Consider the following 14093-nt stretch of genomic DNA (forward strand, 5'->3'; position numbering starts at 1 on the left):
GAGCTGGCGGGTCGGGGTCTGCCGTCCACCGTAGGGTTGGGTTCACTTGCTTTCCAGTGCAACTAACGCAAGGAATAAATGCGCGTGACGCAATCCAGCCTGGACCTCAATCTCCTGGTCGCCCTGGACGTCCTCCTGGAGGAATCCAGCGTCTCCGGCGCCGCGGCCCGCCTGCATCTGTCGGAGCCCGCGATGAGCCGCACCCTGGGCCGGATCCGCAAGGCGCTCGGCGATCCGGTACTGGTGCGCGCGGGCCGGAACATGGTGCCGACGCCGCACGCCCTCGCCATCCGCGGCGAGGTCCGGGCGGTCGTCGAGCAGGCACGCGGCATCTTCACCGCCGGTGGCCGGGTGGACCTGCGCACCCTGTCCCGTACGTTCACCGTGCTCGCGCACGACACACTCGCGGCGGCATTCGGCTCCGCGCTGTTCGCCAGGATCGGCGAAGAGGCACCGGGTGTACGGCTCCGTTTCCTGATGGAAAGCCATGTGGACGCACCGGCTCTGCGTGAGGGCGTCGCCGACCTGGAAGTGGGCGTGATCGACACCCGCTCCCCGGAGGTCCGTACGGAGCACCTCTTCGACGACCGGATGCTGGGCGTCGTACGCCCCGGTCACCCGCTGCTGCGCGGCAGACTCACGCCGGAGCGTTTCGCGTCGGCGGACCACCTGATCGTGTCCCGCCGCGGCCGCCTGCAAGGCCCGATCGACACGGCCCTCGCCGAACTCGGCCTGACGCGCCGGGTGGTGGGCAGCGTCGGTACGTATCCTTCGTCGCTGTTCATCCTGCTGACGAGCGACCTGGTGGGCCTGGTCGCCACCCGGGCCCGCCCCCTGACGGACACCCTGGGCCTGAAGACCTTCGAGATCCCGTTCTCACTGCCGCCGCTCCCTTTCGGGCTGGCGTGGCATCCCCGCCACGACGCGGACCTGGCGCACGCGTGGCTACGGGGGTGCGCACGGGAGCTGATCACGGCGGGGTGACGCGGGGGTCCCTGCGCAGGGGGTGCGTGCTGAGTCCGCCCCGGTCAGCGGGGGCGGGCCGCGGCACAGCGCACGCAGGTGCTCGCCGCGGGGCGCACCTCCAGACGTTCCACCGGGATCGGCTCGCCGCACCCCTCGCACCGCCCGTACTCGCCTCGCTCCAGCCGTTCCAGCGCCCGATCCAGATCGGCCAGGTAAGCGCGCGCCTGTGCCAGCAGCGCGGCGATATGGGCCCGCTCGAAGGCGGTGCTCGACCCCTCCGGGTCGTGCTCGTCGTCGATCGCCACCAGGGCATTCGCCTCGACGATCCCGTCGAAGTCACGGCTCAACGCCGCGATCCGGGCGCTCGTGCCGGTACGCTCGGCCGCCAGCCGCTCGCGGACGGGCTCATCCCCGGTCGGGGGGAATACGGCATCAGCAGACGAATCGCTCACCACCGCGACAACATCAGCGCTCGGGTTCGCATTCCGCGCACCCCGCGCCGCGTGCACGCCGGACGGGGGCCGAAAACCCTGTCATACGGGCGGGGTCCGGCCGGGCTCTCCGGCGCCATCTCCCTCCGCACCGGTCCGGTCCGGCCGGCCGACCTGACCGTTGCGCCGGCTGACGCCGGGCAGCGCCCGCACCAGGTCGGGGGGAAGGGCGAGGCCCTGGTCAGTGGACGGATTGACCGCCAGCCACAGGTCGTCCGCCGGCCAATTCGCGGCCAGCTCGACGAGGGGGATGCGGAGCGCGGTGCCGGGGTCTCCCCCGGCCGCCACCAGCGCGTCCTCGGTCGTGAAGACGGGGATGTATCGAGTGCCGTCCTGTTCGATCACCGGCAGGGCGATAGCGCCCTCGGGACGCTCCTCCTCGCCCTCCACCGGCGGCGCCTGCGGCAGCAGGGCCACGCTGTTCGCAAGACCGATCAGGGTGGCCTGGGTGTCCGCCGCCTCCGCTGCGGACGGGGTTCCCTCGGGGGAAGGCCCATCGGTCGGGGGCCCGTGTTCGTCGGGTGTCGAGGCGCTCATGTCCTGTCCTCTCGTCGGCGTCGCTCACCGGCCACCCGCTCGACACGGGTGGGCACGGGTTGCCGCAGTCGCCGCCGGATGCCGCCCAGCGGCACGGGGCCGGGGCAAGCGTGGCAATACCACCAAGGTATTGCCGCCCGACGTTCTGTGCGACGTCGTCGATCAGGGAATCGGTGGTGATCGCGGCTGATCGCGGCTGATCCTCCGTCCCGGGACCACGATCGCGAATGGATCGCCCCGGTCCGGCGACGCCTCTCGCATACGGACGGACCGCGTACGGACGGACCGCGGGGCGACGGACCGCGGGTATACGGACCGCGGGTATACGGACCGCGGGCACACGGACCGCGGGCACACGGACCGCGGGCACACGAACCGCGGGCACACGAACCGACGAGTCGTGCGGTACGGCGCGTCGGAAGCCCGGGCGGTGTCGCAGGGCGGACGATCTGGGAGACGTCATCCGTATACAGGAGGGATTCATCGTGGCCACCACGCGCAACGCTCACACCGAGTGGGAAGGCGAACTACTCAAGGGCTTCGGGGAAGTTACGCTCGACTCCTCGGGAGTCGGCCACTTCCCCGTGACCTGGGCTTCTCGCGCGGAGGAGCCTCATGGGAAGACCAGCCCCGAGGAGCTGATCGCCGCCGCCCACTCCAGCTGCTTCTCGATGGCTCTGGCGAACACTCTCACCAAGGCCGGAACTCCACCGACGATGCTCACGACGAAGGCGGCGGTCACCTTCGAGCCGGGCACCGGCATCACCGGAATCCACCTCACGGTGCAGGGTCAGGTGCCGGGCATCGACGAGGCCGGATTCAAGACGGCGGCCGAGGACGCGAAGGTCAACTGCCCGGTGAGCCAGGCCCTCACGGGCACGACGATCACGCTCACCTCCGCCGTGTCCTGACACCACGAACACGACACCACGCCCCCTCTCCGCTCCGGCCTGAGGGGGCATTGGTATGCCCGGCTCAGGCGTCCGCGGCCGCTGCGAGGATGTCCTGCCGAATCCGCTCCATCAGCTCGCCCATGTCTCGGACCTCGGTGTCGAGTTCCCCCTGCGCGGGGCGCCGCCTGCTGGAGCATCGCCACGACGTCCGCGCGGTGCAGCACCGGGCCGGGGCCGGGGCTGGTGCCCAGTGCCCGGGTGGCCGCCCCCCATTGTCAGCGTTGCCGTCAGCACGCGGCGCCACGCCAACGCCGCCTGGGGCGCCGGCGAGGACTCGGCCTGGGCCGGCCTGGAGGAGCTCACCCTTCCGGTCCTCGTCGCCAACGGCGCCCACGATGTGATGATCCACGCGTACCAGAGCTACGCAATGTCCCAGCGGATGCCGAACGCCAAGGTGGTGCTGTACAGCGACGCCGGTCACGGCTTCCTCTTCCAGCACATCGAGGACTTCGGCAACGAGGTCCTTGCCTTCCTGCGCTGATCCACCTGGACGGCTACTCGGCGTAGCAGGCGACCCTCCAGGGGGCGCCGTTCGCGAGTGCCGGCCGGTGAGTGGCGTGCGCGGGGAGCTCCTGGGGATCATGCAATCGCCGCTCACGTCGATGAGCAGATCAAGAAGGTCCGGCCGGCCGATTCTGCTGCCGAAGGTCCCGACGAGGTATCTGGCACGTAAGTGGCACGACGCCTCTCCCTCGCGCGCATCGCGGAGGAAGAACAAGGCCCAGGCTCTCGACTTACTGCCGGTGACCTGGGCCTTTTCCGTGTGTCCTACTGGTGGGCGCGGACGGTTTCGAACCGCCGACATCTGCTTTGTAAGTTCGGTCCGAGCGCAGTCCAGCTGCTGCCGGCGACTGATGCGATGCCCGGACACAGACGCTGGTGTACGCCCCGGTCCGGCGTCGTTGATGTCAGCAGTGGATGTCAGACACGTGGTTGCGGGGTGGGTGACAGTGCGGTGCGGGCGGCGGAGAGGACCTGCTCGGACAGCGGGGAGTCCTTGGTGGCGCGGGCCAGGAGAAGGGCGCCGAGCATGGTGCACAGCCGGGCGATGCCGTCCTCGTCCTCGGTGGCGAGCCACTGGGTGAAGTCCTGTACCCCTTTGGTGTAGGTGCGGTGCGCCCCGTGGTCGCCACTGCGCCGGGCCATGTCGGTGGCGAGCGCGGCGACGGGGCAGCCCGAGGCGGGGTTGTCCCGGTGCCGGACGGACAAGTATCCGTCGATCAGGGCCTGCTGGGCCTCGACGCGGTGCCCCTCGTGCTCCTCGAGCGTGGTGGCGTGGTGCTCGGCCAGTTCGCCGACCGCGTGGATGACCGCCTCGTCGATCAGAGCCTCCTTGGAGGCGAACTGCTTGTAGAAGCCGCCGTGCGTCAGGCCGGCCGCCTTCATCAGATCCGCGACGCTCACGCCCGTGCCCTGCTCGCGGAACAGCTGCGAGGCCCGCTCCACGACCCGCTGGCGGTTCGCCTGTGCCTGTGCATGTGAGACGCGACCCATAGGGCACCTCCTTTTTGGATGTCGGACGACATCTATCGTACAGTGCTGTTTAGATTACCAACATCATCTATTTTGGGCGCTCCCCTCCCCTCATCCAAGGGCGCGCCCTCACGGGAGACATTTCATGGCCACTCGCCTCGGCCCGGCCGCCGAAGCCGACCTGACCACCGCCTCCTCCTCGACCGCGCCACCGGTCCGGCTCTGGCTCCAGCCGGCCGTGATCGCCCTGGTCGTCGTGGCGGCCTTCGTCGGCTGCTACGTCGGTCTGCAGCGCAACCCCCAGCCGCACCGGGTGCCGGTGGCTGTCGCCGGGCAGGAGCTTTCGGGCGAGATACGCCAGGTCCTTGGTGACAGCGTCGATGTCCATCCTGTCGCCGACGCCGCCACGGGGCACGCTGAGCTGGAGCGTCGCGATGTCGTGGCCGCGCTCAGCGGCCGCGCGGACTCCGACCGGTTGCGCCTGGAGGTCGGCGGGGCCAACGGGCAGTCAACGACGACGGCCGTCAAGAGCCTGATCGGCGCCTATGCCCACGGGTCGAGCCAGCGCCTGACCACGGTGGACGTCGTCCCGTTCGCCCGTTTCGACTCCCGTGGACTGGCCGGGTTCTACCTGGCGTTCGGCGTCACGCTGGCCGGCTTCGTCCTCGCCCAGAACGCCCTCGGGCTCGCGAACCATCTGCACCTGCGCCACCGGTTCTGGCTGCTGTCCGGCGCCTCTGTGGCCATCGGCATCGTCGCCACCGTCATCGCCGGACCCATCCTCGGGGCGGTGCCCGCGCCGGTGATGCCGCTGGCCTTCGGCTTGACCCTGCTTGCCGCGGCAGCCGCGTTCACCACCAAGCTGCTGGGCACCTACCTCGGCCCGGTCGGCGTGCCGGTCGCCACCCTTTTGCTGCTCACGGTCGGCAACTCCACCAGCGGAGCCACCATCGGCCCGGACCTCCTGCCCCCCGCCGCTCGCGCCGTCTCCGCCCTGCTGCCGCCGGGAGCGGCCGTCCGCGCAGTGACCGACCTGAGCTACTTCCACGGCGCGCAGGCGGTACAGCCATTGGCCACCCTCGCGCTGTGGGCGGTGATCTCCGCGGTCCTGGTGAGCCTGCGCCCCCACCTGAGGCGGCGGCGCACTCGGGTGACCACCTGACCCACGGTCAGGGTGAAGGTCGTGTCACAGACGTGCCACTACGGGCCCGCAGGGTCCTTCTCGAACACCCAAGGGCCGTCGTCCAGGACACGCAGCGGGAGGCAGTGAGCCACCTGGACCGGATGCTCAAGCGGCGACCGGTCGTGAATGACCGCCCCGGTTGATGTCAAAAGTGGATGTCAAAGGCCCCCAGCCATGATCGGCTGGGGGCCTTTGCACTGGTGGGCGCGGACGGTTTCGAACCGCCGACATCTGCTTTGTAAGAGCAGCGCTCTACCCCTGAGCTACGCACCCGTGGATGAAGGAACAGCGTACATGGCAGACGGGGGCGCCCTGCAAACCCGTTCCCGCCACGGCGCCCGACCACCGCCGCGTACGGGGGCTACCCCCACCCCGAAACGGTGGTCGCCCGGATCGTTCCGCCGCCTGTGGGGGTCATAGTTTGGGAAGCACATCGGCAGAACTACCTGGGGGAACGATCACCGTGGCCGCACTCCGCACCCACACCCACGCCCGCACACTCCTCGCCGCCTCCGGCGCCGTCGTCGCCGCGGTCGCTCTCAGCGGGTGCGGGAGCGTCGATGCCGGAGCAGCGCCCGTCGAGAGCCGTTCCTTCCCCCTCACCGGGAAGACGCTGACCATCGACTCCGACAACTCCGAGATCAAGCTGGTGCCGGCCGATGTGAAGGACGTGCAGGTGACCCGGCAGGTCGACGGGTGGGTGTTCCTGGGGGACGGGCCCGAGGCCTCCTGGGAGATGAAGGACGGGACGCTGACCCTCCGCGTCACGTGCGATGCGGTCTCCAGCAACTGCGAGTCGCGGCACACCGTGAAGGTCCCGCGCAGCGTGGCCGTCACCGTCGAGGACGACAACGGCAGCGTGACCGCCGACGGATTCCACACCGCGCTGAAGCTCCGCTCCGGCAATGGCAAGGTGACGGTACGGGACTCCAGCGGGCCCCTCGAGCTGAACAGCGACAACGGCGAGATCGTCACCGAAGCCGTCACCGCCAGGACCGTGACCGCCCGGTCGGACAACGGGTCCATTCAGCTCGGGCTCACCGCCGCGCCGGACCGGATCGAGAGCGTCAGCGACAACGGCGAGGTCGTCATCGAGCTGCCGCGCGCCGGAGCCCCGTACGCCGTCACCGCCACGAGCGCCAACGGCGATGTGAACGTCGACGTGCCGACCGCCGACGGCAGCGCGCATGCGGTCGAGGCACGCAGCGACAACGGTGAAGTCACTGTGCGAAGCGCGAACTAACCAACCCGTGTGTTCGTCCTTACCTGGTGGGAGAATGAACCGGGCAGGGCGATTCGGCACGGGAGAGGGATGTGACGGCGACACACGCACAGCCGCACGCAAGAGCGAAAGCGAGTGCGAGAGCCGTCCGCGACGTCCTTGCGCTGATGCTGCTGCCGTTGCCGTTGGTCGTCGCGGCGCTGCCGGGTGCGTTCGCCGGCGGGGGTACGCGGCGCTGGTTCGGCGGGCGCGGCGAGAGCCAGCGGGCCGACGCACAGGCCGCGAAGGACGCGGCCGCCGCTGCCTTCGTCGAGCTGGACACCGCTCAGCGCGATCTCCGTATCTCGATAGAGACGATCACGGCGGTGGACAGTTCGCCGGGTGCCCGCCGGGCCGTGGACGATTTCGCCGCGCTCGGGCGGCGGATCGACGAAGTGAGCCTTGCGTACATCACCGCCGTCGACGCCCATGATCTCGACCGTGACGATCTGGAAGCCTCGGTGGCTTCTCAGGCGCGCGGTGAGCTGAACCGGGCCAAGGACGATCTCGTGCGGGTCAAGGGCGAGCTCGACCGGTTCGCGCAGGGGCTCGGGCCGCTGCTCGACAAGGCCGAGACGCAGCTCGCCCGGCTGGCACCCGCCGTGGAGCGGGCGCGACAGGCGCTCCTTTCCGCGAGCAATGCTCTCGATTCGGCGCGGAGCTCCGGTCTGCGAGCGGATGATCTCGCCGCCCGGCTCGCCGCACTCGGCCCCGAGCTGACCATGCTCAACCAGGGCGCAGGCCGGCACGGCGTGGCCGAGACCCTGCAGCGCGCCGACCGGGTGCTGCGTGACGCCGAAGCCGTACGGGCCGAGGCGGACCGGCTGCCCGAGCGTGCCGCCGAGACCGACAAGCGCCTGGTGTCGCTCCGTACCCGCGCGCAGGCTCTCAGCAACCGCGCCGGATCCGTCGAGCCGGTCCTGAGCGAGCTGCGGCGCCGCTTCTCCGCCGCCTGCTGGCAGGATCTGCAGCCGGTCCCCGAGCAGGCGGCGATCAGCGTCCGCCAGGCCGAGGAGAAGCTCAAGGAAGCGGGCAAGGCACGCGACGAGCAGCGGTGGGCGGATGCGACGGCCCTGCTCAGCACGGTGCGTGCGCTGCTGAACGCCACCGATGAGGCCGTGTCGGCGGCCGGCGACCGGCTGCAGCGGCTCAACGCCGTGGCGAAGGACCCGCACCAGGAGATCGAGCGCACGCGGTTCGCGATCCGGGACGCGCAGCGCCTCGCCATGGCCGGGCGGAGCATCCCGGACCCCCGTCACGCGCAGCCGCTGGACGACTCGGTGGGGCGGCTGGAGCGGGCCGTCACCGGGCTCGAGGGACGCCACCCCGACTACTGGCACTTTCTGACGGAGACCGAGGCGGTACGGCGCACGGTCGCCCGCGTGGTCGAGCAGATCCGCGAGGACCGGGGCGCGGGCGGGACCTGAGGGCCCGGGGACGCGGTCCGAAGGCGCGTGGCCCGAGGATCGAGGCGTGATCCGTGGTCCGTGGTCCAGAGGCCCGTGACCCCGTGACCTCCGCGTGCGCCCGAAAGTCCGAGGCCCTGGTCACGCCCGCCTCAGGCCCACCCCGGCCGGATCCCCTTGCGCCTGGCTTGTACGGGCCCGTGCGCGGGCGGATCCTGGGGTGTGTACGCGTACCTCCAAAGGAGGCCGGACATGGCCACACACGTACTGCATCACAAAGCCCGCCGCACCAGGCTGGACGAGCATCTGCCCGTCGACCACCGGCTCAGCCAGTTCTACCGCGTGGGCGCCGGTCTGATGGGCCTGTTTCTGCTCGCCTTCGGGATCCTCGGGGTGATCGACAAGATCGGCTTCTTCGACACCGGTGGGGACATGGTCGCGGGCCTGAACACCAACGGAGCGCTGAGCGTGCTGTCCATCTGTGTCGGACTGCTGCTCTTCGTCGGGATGATCATCGGCGGCAACTTCGCCTCGACCCTGAACATGGTCCTCGGTATCGCCTTCATCCTCAGCGGCTTCGCGAACCTCGCCCTGCTCGACTCGAGCTTCAACCCCCTCAACTTCCACATCCAGAACGTCCTGTTCAGCTTTGTGGTGGGCGTGATGCTGATGTTCTTCGGGATGTACGGGCGGGTCAGCGCGACCCTTCCGCACGACAACCCGTACTGGAGGACCCGGCATCCCGAGCAGGCCGCGCAGGAACAGCGCAGCCTCCAGCGGGCCGCCACCCGGGATCCCGCACTTGACCAGGCCAAGCAGCACGAAAGCGGATGAGCCGCAAAGTCGACGTCGCCCACGCAGGGCGTGGGGTGCAGAAGGCCGCGGTGGAGGGGCTCGCCCGCCGGGTCGTCGGCGGGGCCTACGCCGAGGGCGACGCCCTCGATCAGTCCGCGCTGATGGCCGAGCTGCACGTCAGCCAGACCGTGCTCCGTGAGGCGATCGAAGTGCTGACCGGCAAGGGGCTGCTCGACGTCCGGCAGAAGCGCGGCACGCGCGTACGCCCCCCGGACGACTGGAACCTCCTCGACACCGACGTGCTGCGCTGGAAACTCGCCGCCGGTGTGCCCAGCGACTTCTTCGCCGACCTGCTGGAGCTGCGCCGCTCCATCGAACCGGCGGCGGCCTCGCTCGCCGCCGTGCACCGGTCCGACGAGGACCTCGCGGCGCTCGACGCCGCGCTGGCCGCGATGAAAGCGGGCTGGGAGGATGCGGTCCTCGCCGTGCGGGCCGACGCCTCCTTCCACACGGCCCTGCTGACCGCCTCGCACAATCGGTTCTTCGCGCAGCTGCGCCGGGTGATCATCCCGGTGCTGATCGAGCGCGACCGGCGGGTCCAGCTGGCCGGGACGGCCGAGGATCCGGTCGCCGTGCACGCCGCGGTCGTCGATCACATACGGAACGGGGACGTCGACGGCGCCTACATGGCCACGCTGGAGCTGCTCGACATGGCCATGCGCCAGCATCCGTAGCCGTCCCGGCAAGGAGGAACCCGCCCGGCTGCCGCTAGCCTGGGGCAATGCCTCGTTACGAATACCGCTGCCGGACCTGCGGCGACACCTTTGAAGTGAACCGCCCGATGGCCCAGTCCTCCGATCCGGCGAGCTGCCCGGACGGTCATGAGGACACGGTCAAGCTGCTCTCGGCGGTCGCCGTGGGCGGTACGAAGTCCGCGCCGGCGGCCGCGTCCAACGGCGGGGGTGGCGGCGGGGGTTGCTGCGGAGGCGGCTGCTGCGGCTGACCCTCACCGGGTCCGCCCCGAGCTCGGACCCCCTGATACGGCCCACCGAGCTCGGACCGCCCGACACGGCCCACCGAGCTCGGACCGCCGCATCGCCGCATCGCCTGCTAGCCGAGCCTCCGCAGGAAGCGGCGCAGGATCTCCTCACCCGCCGCCACGCCCTTCTCCGCCAGTACGTCGGTGTTCGGGGCGGTCCAGCCGCTGTCGGCCAGCTCGCCGTGGCCGGGCCGCCAGGCGTGGTCCGCGGCGAGGAGCAGATCGGCGTCGAGGAGGGAGTCGCCGGCCGCGAGGATCCGCTCCGACCCGGTCCGGCGCGCCACTTCGCGCACCGCCGCGCTCTTGGTGAGCGGCTGCGGCACGGCGTAGATCTTGCGGCCCTGGAGCGAGACGGTCCAGCCGCGGCCCTCGGCCCACTCGGCAAGCTCCTTCACCCAGCCCTCGGGCAGCAGCGCGCGCTCGACGACGAGATAGGCGAAGAGGTCCTCGGCGATCCGCTCCTTGAGCAGCCAGGCAGGGTCGGCGGCGGCGATGAGATGAGCGCGGACCTCGGTGAGCGAGGCGCACTCGTCGGCGAGCGTGGCCGCCACCTGCCGCTGCCAGTCCCGGTCGGAGACGCCGTCGACGAGGAGGTGCCCGCCGTTGGCGCAGATCGCGAACTCCGGCGCGGGGCCGGGGAGATGGATGCGGTGGTACTGCTCGCGGGTGCGGGTGGTGGTCGGTACGAAGACGCTGTCGGCGGCGAGCTGCGTCAGCAGACCGGCGGCGGTCTCGGTGAGATACGACAGCGGCTTGCTCTCGTACACCTCGACGCAGAGGAGTCGGGGTGCGTCCGCGTCGGGCATGGGGAGCTGGAGGGCGGCGGCGGAGTAGATCAGGGTGCGGTCGAGATCGCTCGCGACGAGGGTGCTCGCTGCGGTGGTCTCCGGGGTGCTCACAGGGCCGACACCGCCTTGCCGTCCGCGCCGGTCGCTCCGCGGGTGTACTGCGGGTGGATCAACCCCACACATGTGTACGGGAGTTCGTCCACCTCCTCGACCGGTACGCCGCGCTGCTCGGCGAGCAGCCGCACATGGAGGAGGTCGGCGCCCGCGCCGCGCTTGGCGAGTATCTTCCAGGGGACGCGGCGCAGCAGGACGCGGGTCGTCTCGCCGACACCCGGCTTGACCAGGTTCACATCGTGGATGCCGTACTCCTCACTGATCCGTTCGACGGCGGCCCAGCCCTCCCAGGTGGGCGCGCGGTCGGCCGACAGCAGCTCCTTGACCTCGGCGTCGACGGCGTCCACGACCTCGTCGAAGCGGGCGGCCACGGTGTCCAGGAAGTGTTCCGAGACATCGCCGTCGGCGAGCTCGCGGTAGAACTTGGCGCCGTGGAAGTCGTGCGGGCCGACGAGGTCGGCGCGCAGGACCGTACGCGATATCAGGCCGGAGACGGTGGAGTTGAGGCAGGCGGAGGGAATGAGGAAGTCCTCGCGGGTGCCGTAGGTGCGGACGCAGCCGCCGGGGTCGGCGAGGACCGCGATCTCCGGATTGAAGCCCTCGCCCCCCTGAGTTTCTTTATGGGCCTTGAGGGCATCGGCCAGTTCGCGGGTGATCGCACCCTTGCCGGTCCAGCCGTCGACGAAGACGACGTCGGCCGGGTCGTGGTGCTCCTTGAGCCAGCGCAGGGCGTTGGTGTCGATACCGCGGCCGCGCACGATGGAGACGGCGTAGTGCGGGAGGTCCAGGCCGTGCCGGTGCTGGGCCCAGCGGCGCATCAGTACGCCTACGGGGGTGCCGGCGCGGGCCAGCGACACGAGCACGGGGCGCGGTGAACGCTCGGCGAGGACGGTCTCGGTGACAGTGCCGACGGCGCGGGCGATACGGGCCGCGGAGGTCTCCAGCGCGGCCTTGAAGAGCTCCTGGTACTGGGCGCTGGGCTGGTACTCGACGGGCAGCGACTCGGCGTAGTGCGCGCCGCCGCTCTGTATCGCCTCCTCGCGCTCCTCCGTCGGGGCCTCCAGCTCGGCGTCCGAGAGGTCCTGGAGCAGCCAGCCGACGTCTTCGGGGGCGTACGAGGAGAAGGCGGGGCCGCGGAGGGGCTCGGGCAGCATGAAGGCCCTTTCGGATACATCGGGTACGTCGGAAACATCGGGGACGTACGAGGGGACGACGGCCAGCACGACGTGCGGAGCGTGCTCGGAGAGCCGGGCCAACAGGCCGTCGGGGGCGTGCAGTTGGGGAGTGTCGGCGGCCGAGTCGACGACTGCGACAACAGCGTCGAAGCCGGCGCCCGCGACGTTGTAGGCGTACCGCTCGCCGGGGCCGTCGGCGGGGTCGTCGTGGGCGGGAAAGACAAGGCGGCTGCGTATGGCATAGCCGGGATCGTCGACGGCGAGGACGGGCGAGCGGGTGGTGGTGGAGTACCGGACGTCGGCGTCGAGCACCTGCTCAAGGGCGGTGCCGAGCCGGAGGGGCGCGTACATCAACTCCTCGAACCCGAGGACGAGTACGCGTGGCCGGGCCTTCCCGTCAGCGACGTCGTCCGACTCTGCGGCCGGGCGGGCGCCGTTTGCGGGGTGGGACGCGTTCGCGGCCGGGCGGGCGCCGTTTGCGGGCGCGCAGGAGGCGACCGGGCGCCCGTCCGCACGAGCCGCGCCGCCGACGGGGCGAGCCCGATCGGCCGCCCCTACCGCGTCCGCGACAGGACGCCCGCCGCCCGCAGCGTCCGCCGTGGCCACGGCGTGACCGCCGGTCGCGTCCGCCGCGTCCGCCGTCGCGCCGCCCGCGGGGCCAGCCCGATCGGCCACCGCGTCCGCGGCAAGGCTCGCGCCGTTTGCCGCTCCCGCAGCGTCCGCCACAAGACTCCCGCCGCCCGCCACTCCCGCAGCGTCCGCCGTCGCGCCGCCCGCGGGGCCAGCCCGATCGGCCGCCCCTACCGCGTCCGCGGCAGGGCTCGGAGCCGCGCACTGCCGGGCGGCCCGGACACCGAGCGCCTCGGCCAGGCGCGCGGCCATGCCCGGCAGGGCGGCCTCCAGCTGCTCGCGGTGGTCCGGCGTGAAGCCGTGCCGCCCACCGTCGGGCACGCCCGCCGGCCAGTCCAGCTCCACGCGCACCGCGGCGTGCGCCGCCGACTGCCCGGCCGCTTCCGGCGCGCCCGCGCCGAGACCGTCACCGCCAGGCACGGGCCGACCACTCTCCGCGCAGGACACCATCGCGTCCGGACGCGAACCCGCACCCGCCTCCGCGCCGCGCGGCGACACGTCGTCGCGCGCCTCGGGGACGCTCGTCCCAGCAACCTCCGAGACGCCCGGGACCACGCGGCCCGCCGCGGAGTCGCCGCCCGCCTCGTACTCCGCCACCAGCGCCCGCCCCTTCTCCAGGACGCCCTCCGGCAGCTTCACCGTCCCCGAAGCCAGTGCCACCAGATCGACCCGCGCGCCGATCTCCTCCGCGAAATCCGTCAAACGGCTCCGGTCCCGCTCCGAGCGCATGTCGACCAGCGCCACGATCACATACCGGTCCCGCGGATACCGCTCGTGCAGGTCGCGGATCGTGTTCAGCACGGTGTTGCCCGTCGAGAACTCGTCGTCCACCAGGACCAGCGGGCCCTCCCCCGCCAGCAGCCGCGGGTTCTCCGGCAGCAGGAGGTGGGAGGTCGCGTGGGAGTGGGACTCCTCGAAGCCGCCCGCCCGCGACACGCCCTCGACCGGGCGGCGCGTGGAGTGCAGATACGGCGCCGGGCCCAGGCCGTCCGCCACCGAGTGGCCCAGGCCCGTCGCCGTCTCCGCGTAACCCAGGACCACCGCGCGGGCCGCCTCGGTGTCGCCGAGCAGATCGCGCACCCGACGTCCGAGCCCGTGTCCCGCGCCGTACACCACCGCCGGTGACTGCGGCACATGCTTGCCCAGCACGTTCGACACCAGCAGATGCGCCCGCTTGGGATTGCGGCGCAGGGCCAGTCCCAACAGGCCGCTCAGCGTCTCGTCTCCCACGAGACCGACGCCCAGCCGCTCAGCGACCCACGTTCCCGACCACACCACGCTT

General features: G+C 71.3%; 14 protein-coding genes and 1 tRNA gene. 9 read left to right on the forward strand and 6 right to left on the reverse strand.

Annotation, left to right across the window (positions count from 1 at the left end; translation table 11 throughout):
- The first annotated feature begins 78 nt into the window (after positions 1 to 78).
- Positions 79 to 984 carry a LysR family transcriptional regulator gene (locus tag ACFWDI_RS10265; RefSeq protein WP_385302708.1) on the forward strand — a complete coding sequence of 302 codons (906 nt, stop codon included), beginning with the start codon at positions 79 to 81 and terminating at the stop codon, positions 982 to 984.
- A 44-nt stretch (positions 985 to 1028) separates the two neighbouring features.
- On the opposite strand, the gene ACFWDI_RS10270 is transcribed toward ACFWDI_RS10265, so the two are convergent.
- Positions 1029 to 1418 carry a TraR/DksA family transcriptional regulator gene (locus tag ACFWDI_RS10270; protein WP_385302709.1) on the reverse strand — a complete coding sequence of 130 codons (390 nt, stop codon included), beginning with the start codon at positions 1416 to 1418 and terminating at the stop codon, positions 1029 to 1031.
- Positions 1419 to 1499: 81 nt separating this feature from the next.
- Positions 1500 to 1994, reverse strand: a complete 495-nt coding sequence (locus tag ACFWDI_RS10275; protein WP_385302711.1) for an SseB family protein — start codon at positions 1992 to 1994, stop codon at positions 1500 to 1502.
- Between the two features lie 485 nt (positions 1995 to 2479).
- Here ACFWDI_RS10275 and ACFWDI_RS10280 point away from each other — a divergent pair, with 485 nt between their 5' ends.
- Both ACFWDI_RS10280 and ACFWDI_RS10285 read left to right on the forward strand, forming a co-directional pair.
- Positions 2480 to 2905 carry an OsmC family peroxiredoxin gene (locus tag ACFWDI_RS10280; protein WP_385302713.1) on the forward strand — a complete coding sequence of 142 codons (426 nt, stop codon included), beginning with the start codon at positions 2480 to 2482 and terminating at the stop codon, positions 2903 to 2905.
- Between the two features lie 55 nt (positions 2906 to 2960).
- Entirely contained in the window at positions 2961 to 3428 is a 468-nt protein-coding gene (locus ACFWDI_RS10285) for an alpha/beta fold hydrolase (RefSeq protein ID WP_385302715.1), read from the forward strand.
- Between the two features lie 440 nt (positions 3429 to 3868).
- Here the strand turns inward: ACFWDI_RS10285 and ACFWDI_RS10290 are convergent, their stop codons facing one another.
- Positions 3869 to 4441 carry a TetR/AcrR family transcriptional regulator gene (locus tag ACFWDI_RS10290; RefSeq protein WP_385302716.1) on the reverse strand — a complete coding sequence of 191 codons (573 nt, stop codon included), beginning with the start codon at positions 4439 to 4441 and terminating at the stop codon, positions 3869 to 3871.
- A 124-nt stretch (positions 4442 to 4565) separates the two neighbouring features.
- Here ACFWDI_RS10290 and ACFWDI_RS10295 point away from each other — a divergent pair, with 124 nt between their 5' ends.
- The gene (locus ACFWDI_RS10295; RefSeq protein WP_385302718.1) at positions 4566 to 5582 is read left to right on the forward strand and encodes a hypothetical protein; all 1017 of its coding nucleotides are present in this window, start codon (positions 4566 to 4568) and stop codon (positions 5580 to 5582) included.
- A gap of 219 nt (positions 5583 to 5801) precedes the next feature.
- Here the strand turns inward: ACFWDI_RS10295 and ACFWDI_RS10300 are convergent.
- Positions 5802 to 5876, reverse strand: a tRNA-Val gene (locus tag ACFWDI_RS10300).
- Positions 5877 to 6060: 184 nt separating this feature from the next.
- On the opposite strand from ACFWDI_RS10300, the gene ACFWDI_RS10305 reads away from it, so the two are divergent.
- The 5 genes from ACFWDI_RS10305 (at position 6061) to ACFWDI_RS10325 (ending at position 10068) form a co-directional block, all read left to right on the forward strand.
- Positions 6061 to 6846, forward strand: coding sequence for a DUF4097 family beta strand repeat-containing protein (locus ACFWDI_RS10305; protein WP_385302892.1), 786 nt, complete (start codon positions 6061 to 6063; stop codon positions 6844 to 6846).
- Positions 6847 to 6917: 71 nt separating this feature from the next.
- Positions 6918 to 8291 carry a hypothetical protein gene (locus tag ACFWDI_RS10310; protein ID WP_385302720.1) on the forward strand — a complete coding sequence of 458 codons (1374 nt, stop codon included), beginning with the start codon at positions 6918 to 6920 and terminating at the stop codon, positions 8289 to 8291.
- Between the two features lie 231 nt (positions 8292 to 8522).
- A complete protein-coding gene (locus ACFWDI_RS10315) occupies positions 8523 to 9104 on the forward strand; it encodes a DUF4383 domain-containing protein (RefSeq protein ID WP_385302722.1) in 582 nt (193 codons plus the stop codon).
- A complete protein-coding gene (locus ACFWDI_RS10320) occupies positions 9101 to 9799 on the forward strand; it encodes a FadR/GntR family transcriptional regulator (protein ID WP_385302723.1) in 699 nt (232 codons plus the stop codon). Before ACFWDI_RS10315 ends, ACFWDI_RS10320 begins: the two co-directional genes overlap by 4 nt.
- A gap of 47 nt (positions 9800 to 9846) precedes the next feature.
- Positions 9847 to 10068, forward strand: a complete 222-nt coding sequence (locus tag ACFWDI_RS10325) for a zinc ribbon domain-containing protein (protein WP_362676154.1) — start codon at positions 9847 to 9849, stop codon at positions 10066 to 10068.
- A gap of 107 nt (positions 10069 to 10175) precedes the next feature.
- On the opposite strand, the gene ACFWDI_RS10330 is transcribed toward ACFWDI_RS10325, so the two are convergent.
- Both ACFWDI_RS10330 and ACFWDI_RS10335 read right to left on the reverse strand, forming a co-directional pair.
- On the reverse strand, positions 10176 to 11003 hold the full coding sequence (locus ACFWDI_RS10330; protein ID WP_385302725.1) for an HAD family hydrolase: 828 nt from the start codon (positions 11001 to 11003) through the stop codon (positions 10176 to 10178).
- Complete coding sequence (locus ACFWDI_RS10335; protein ID WP_385302727.1) at positions 11000 to 14089, reverse strand: phosphoribosyltransferase; 3090 nt, start codon at positions 14087 to 14089, stop codon at positions 11000 to 11002. Before ACFWDI_RS10335 ends, ACFWDI_RS10330 begins: the two co-directional genes overlap by 4 nt.
- Positions 14090 to 14093 lie beyond the last annotated feature (4 nt).

The sequence above is a fragment of the Streptomyces sp. NPDC060064 genome, assembly GCF_042736455.1.
Lineage (GTDB): Bacteria > Actinomycetota > Actinomycetes > Streptomycetales > Streptomycetaceae > Streptomyces.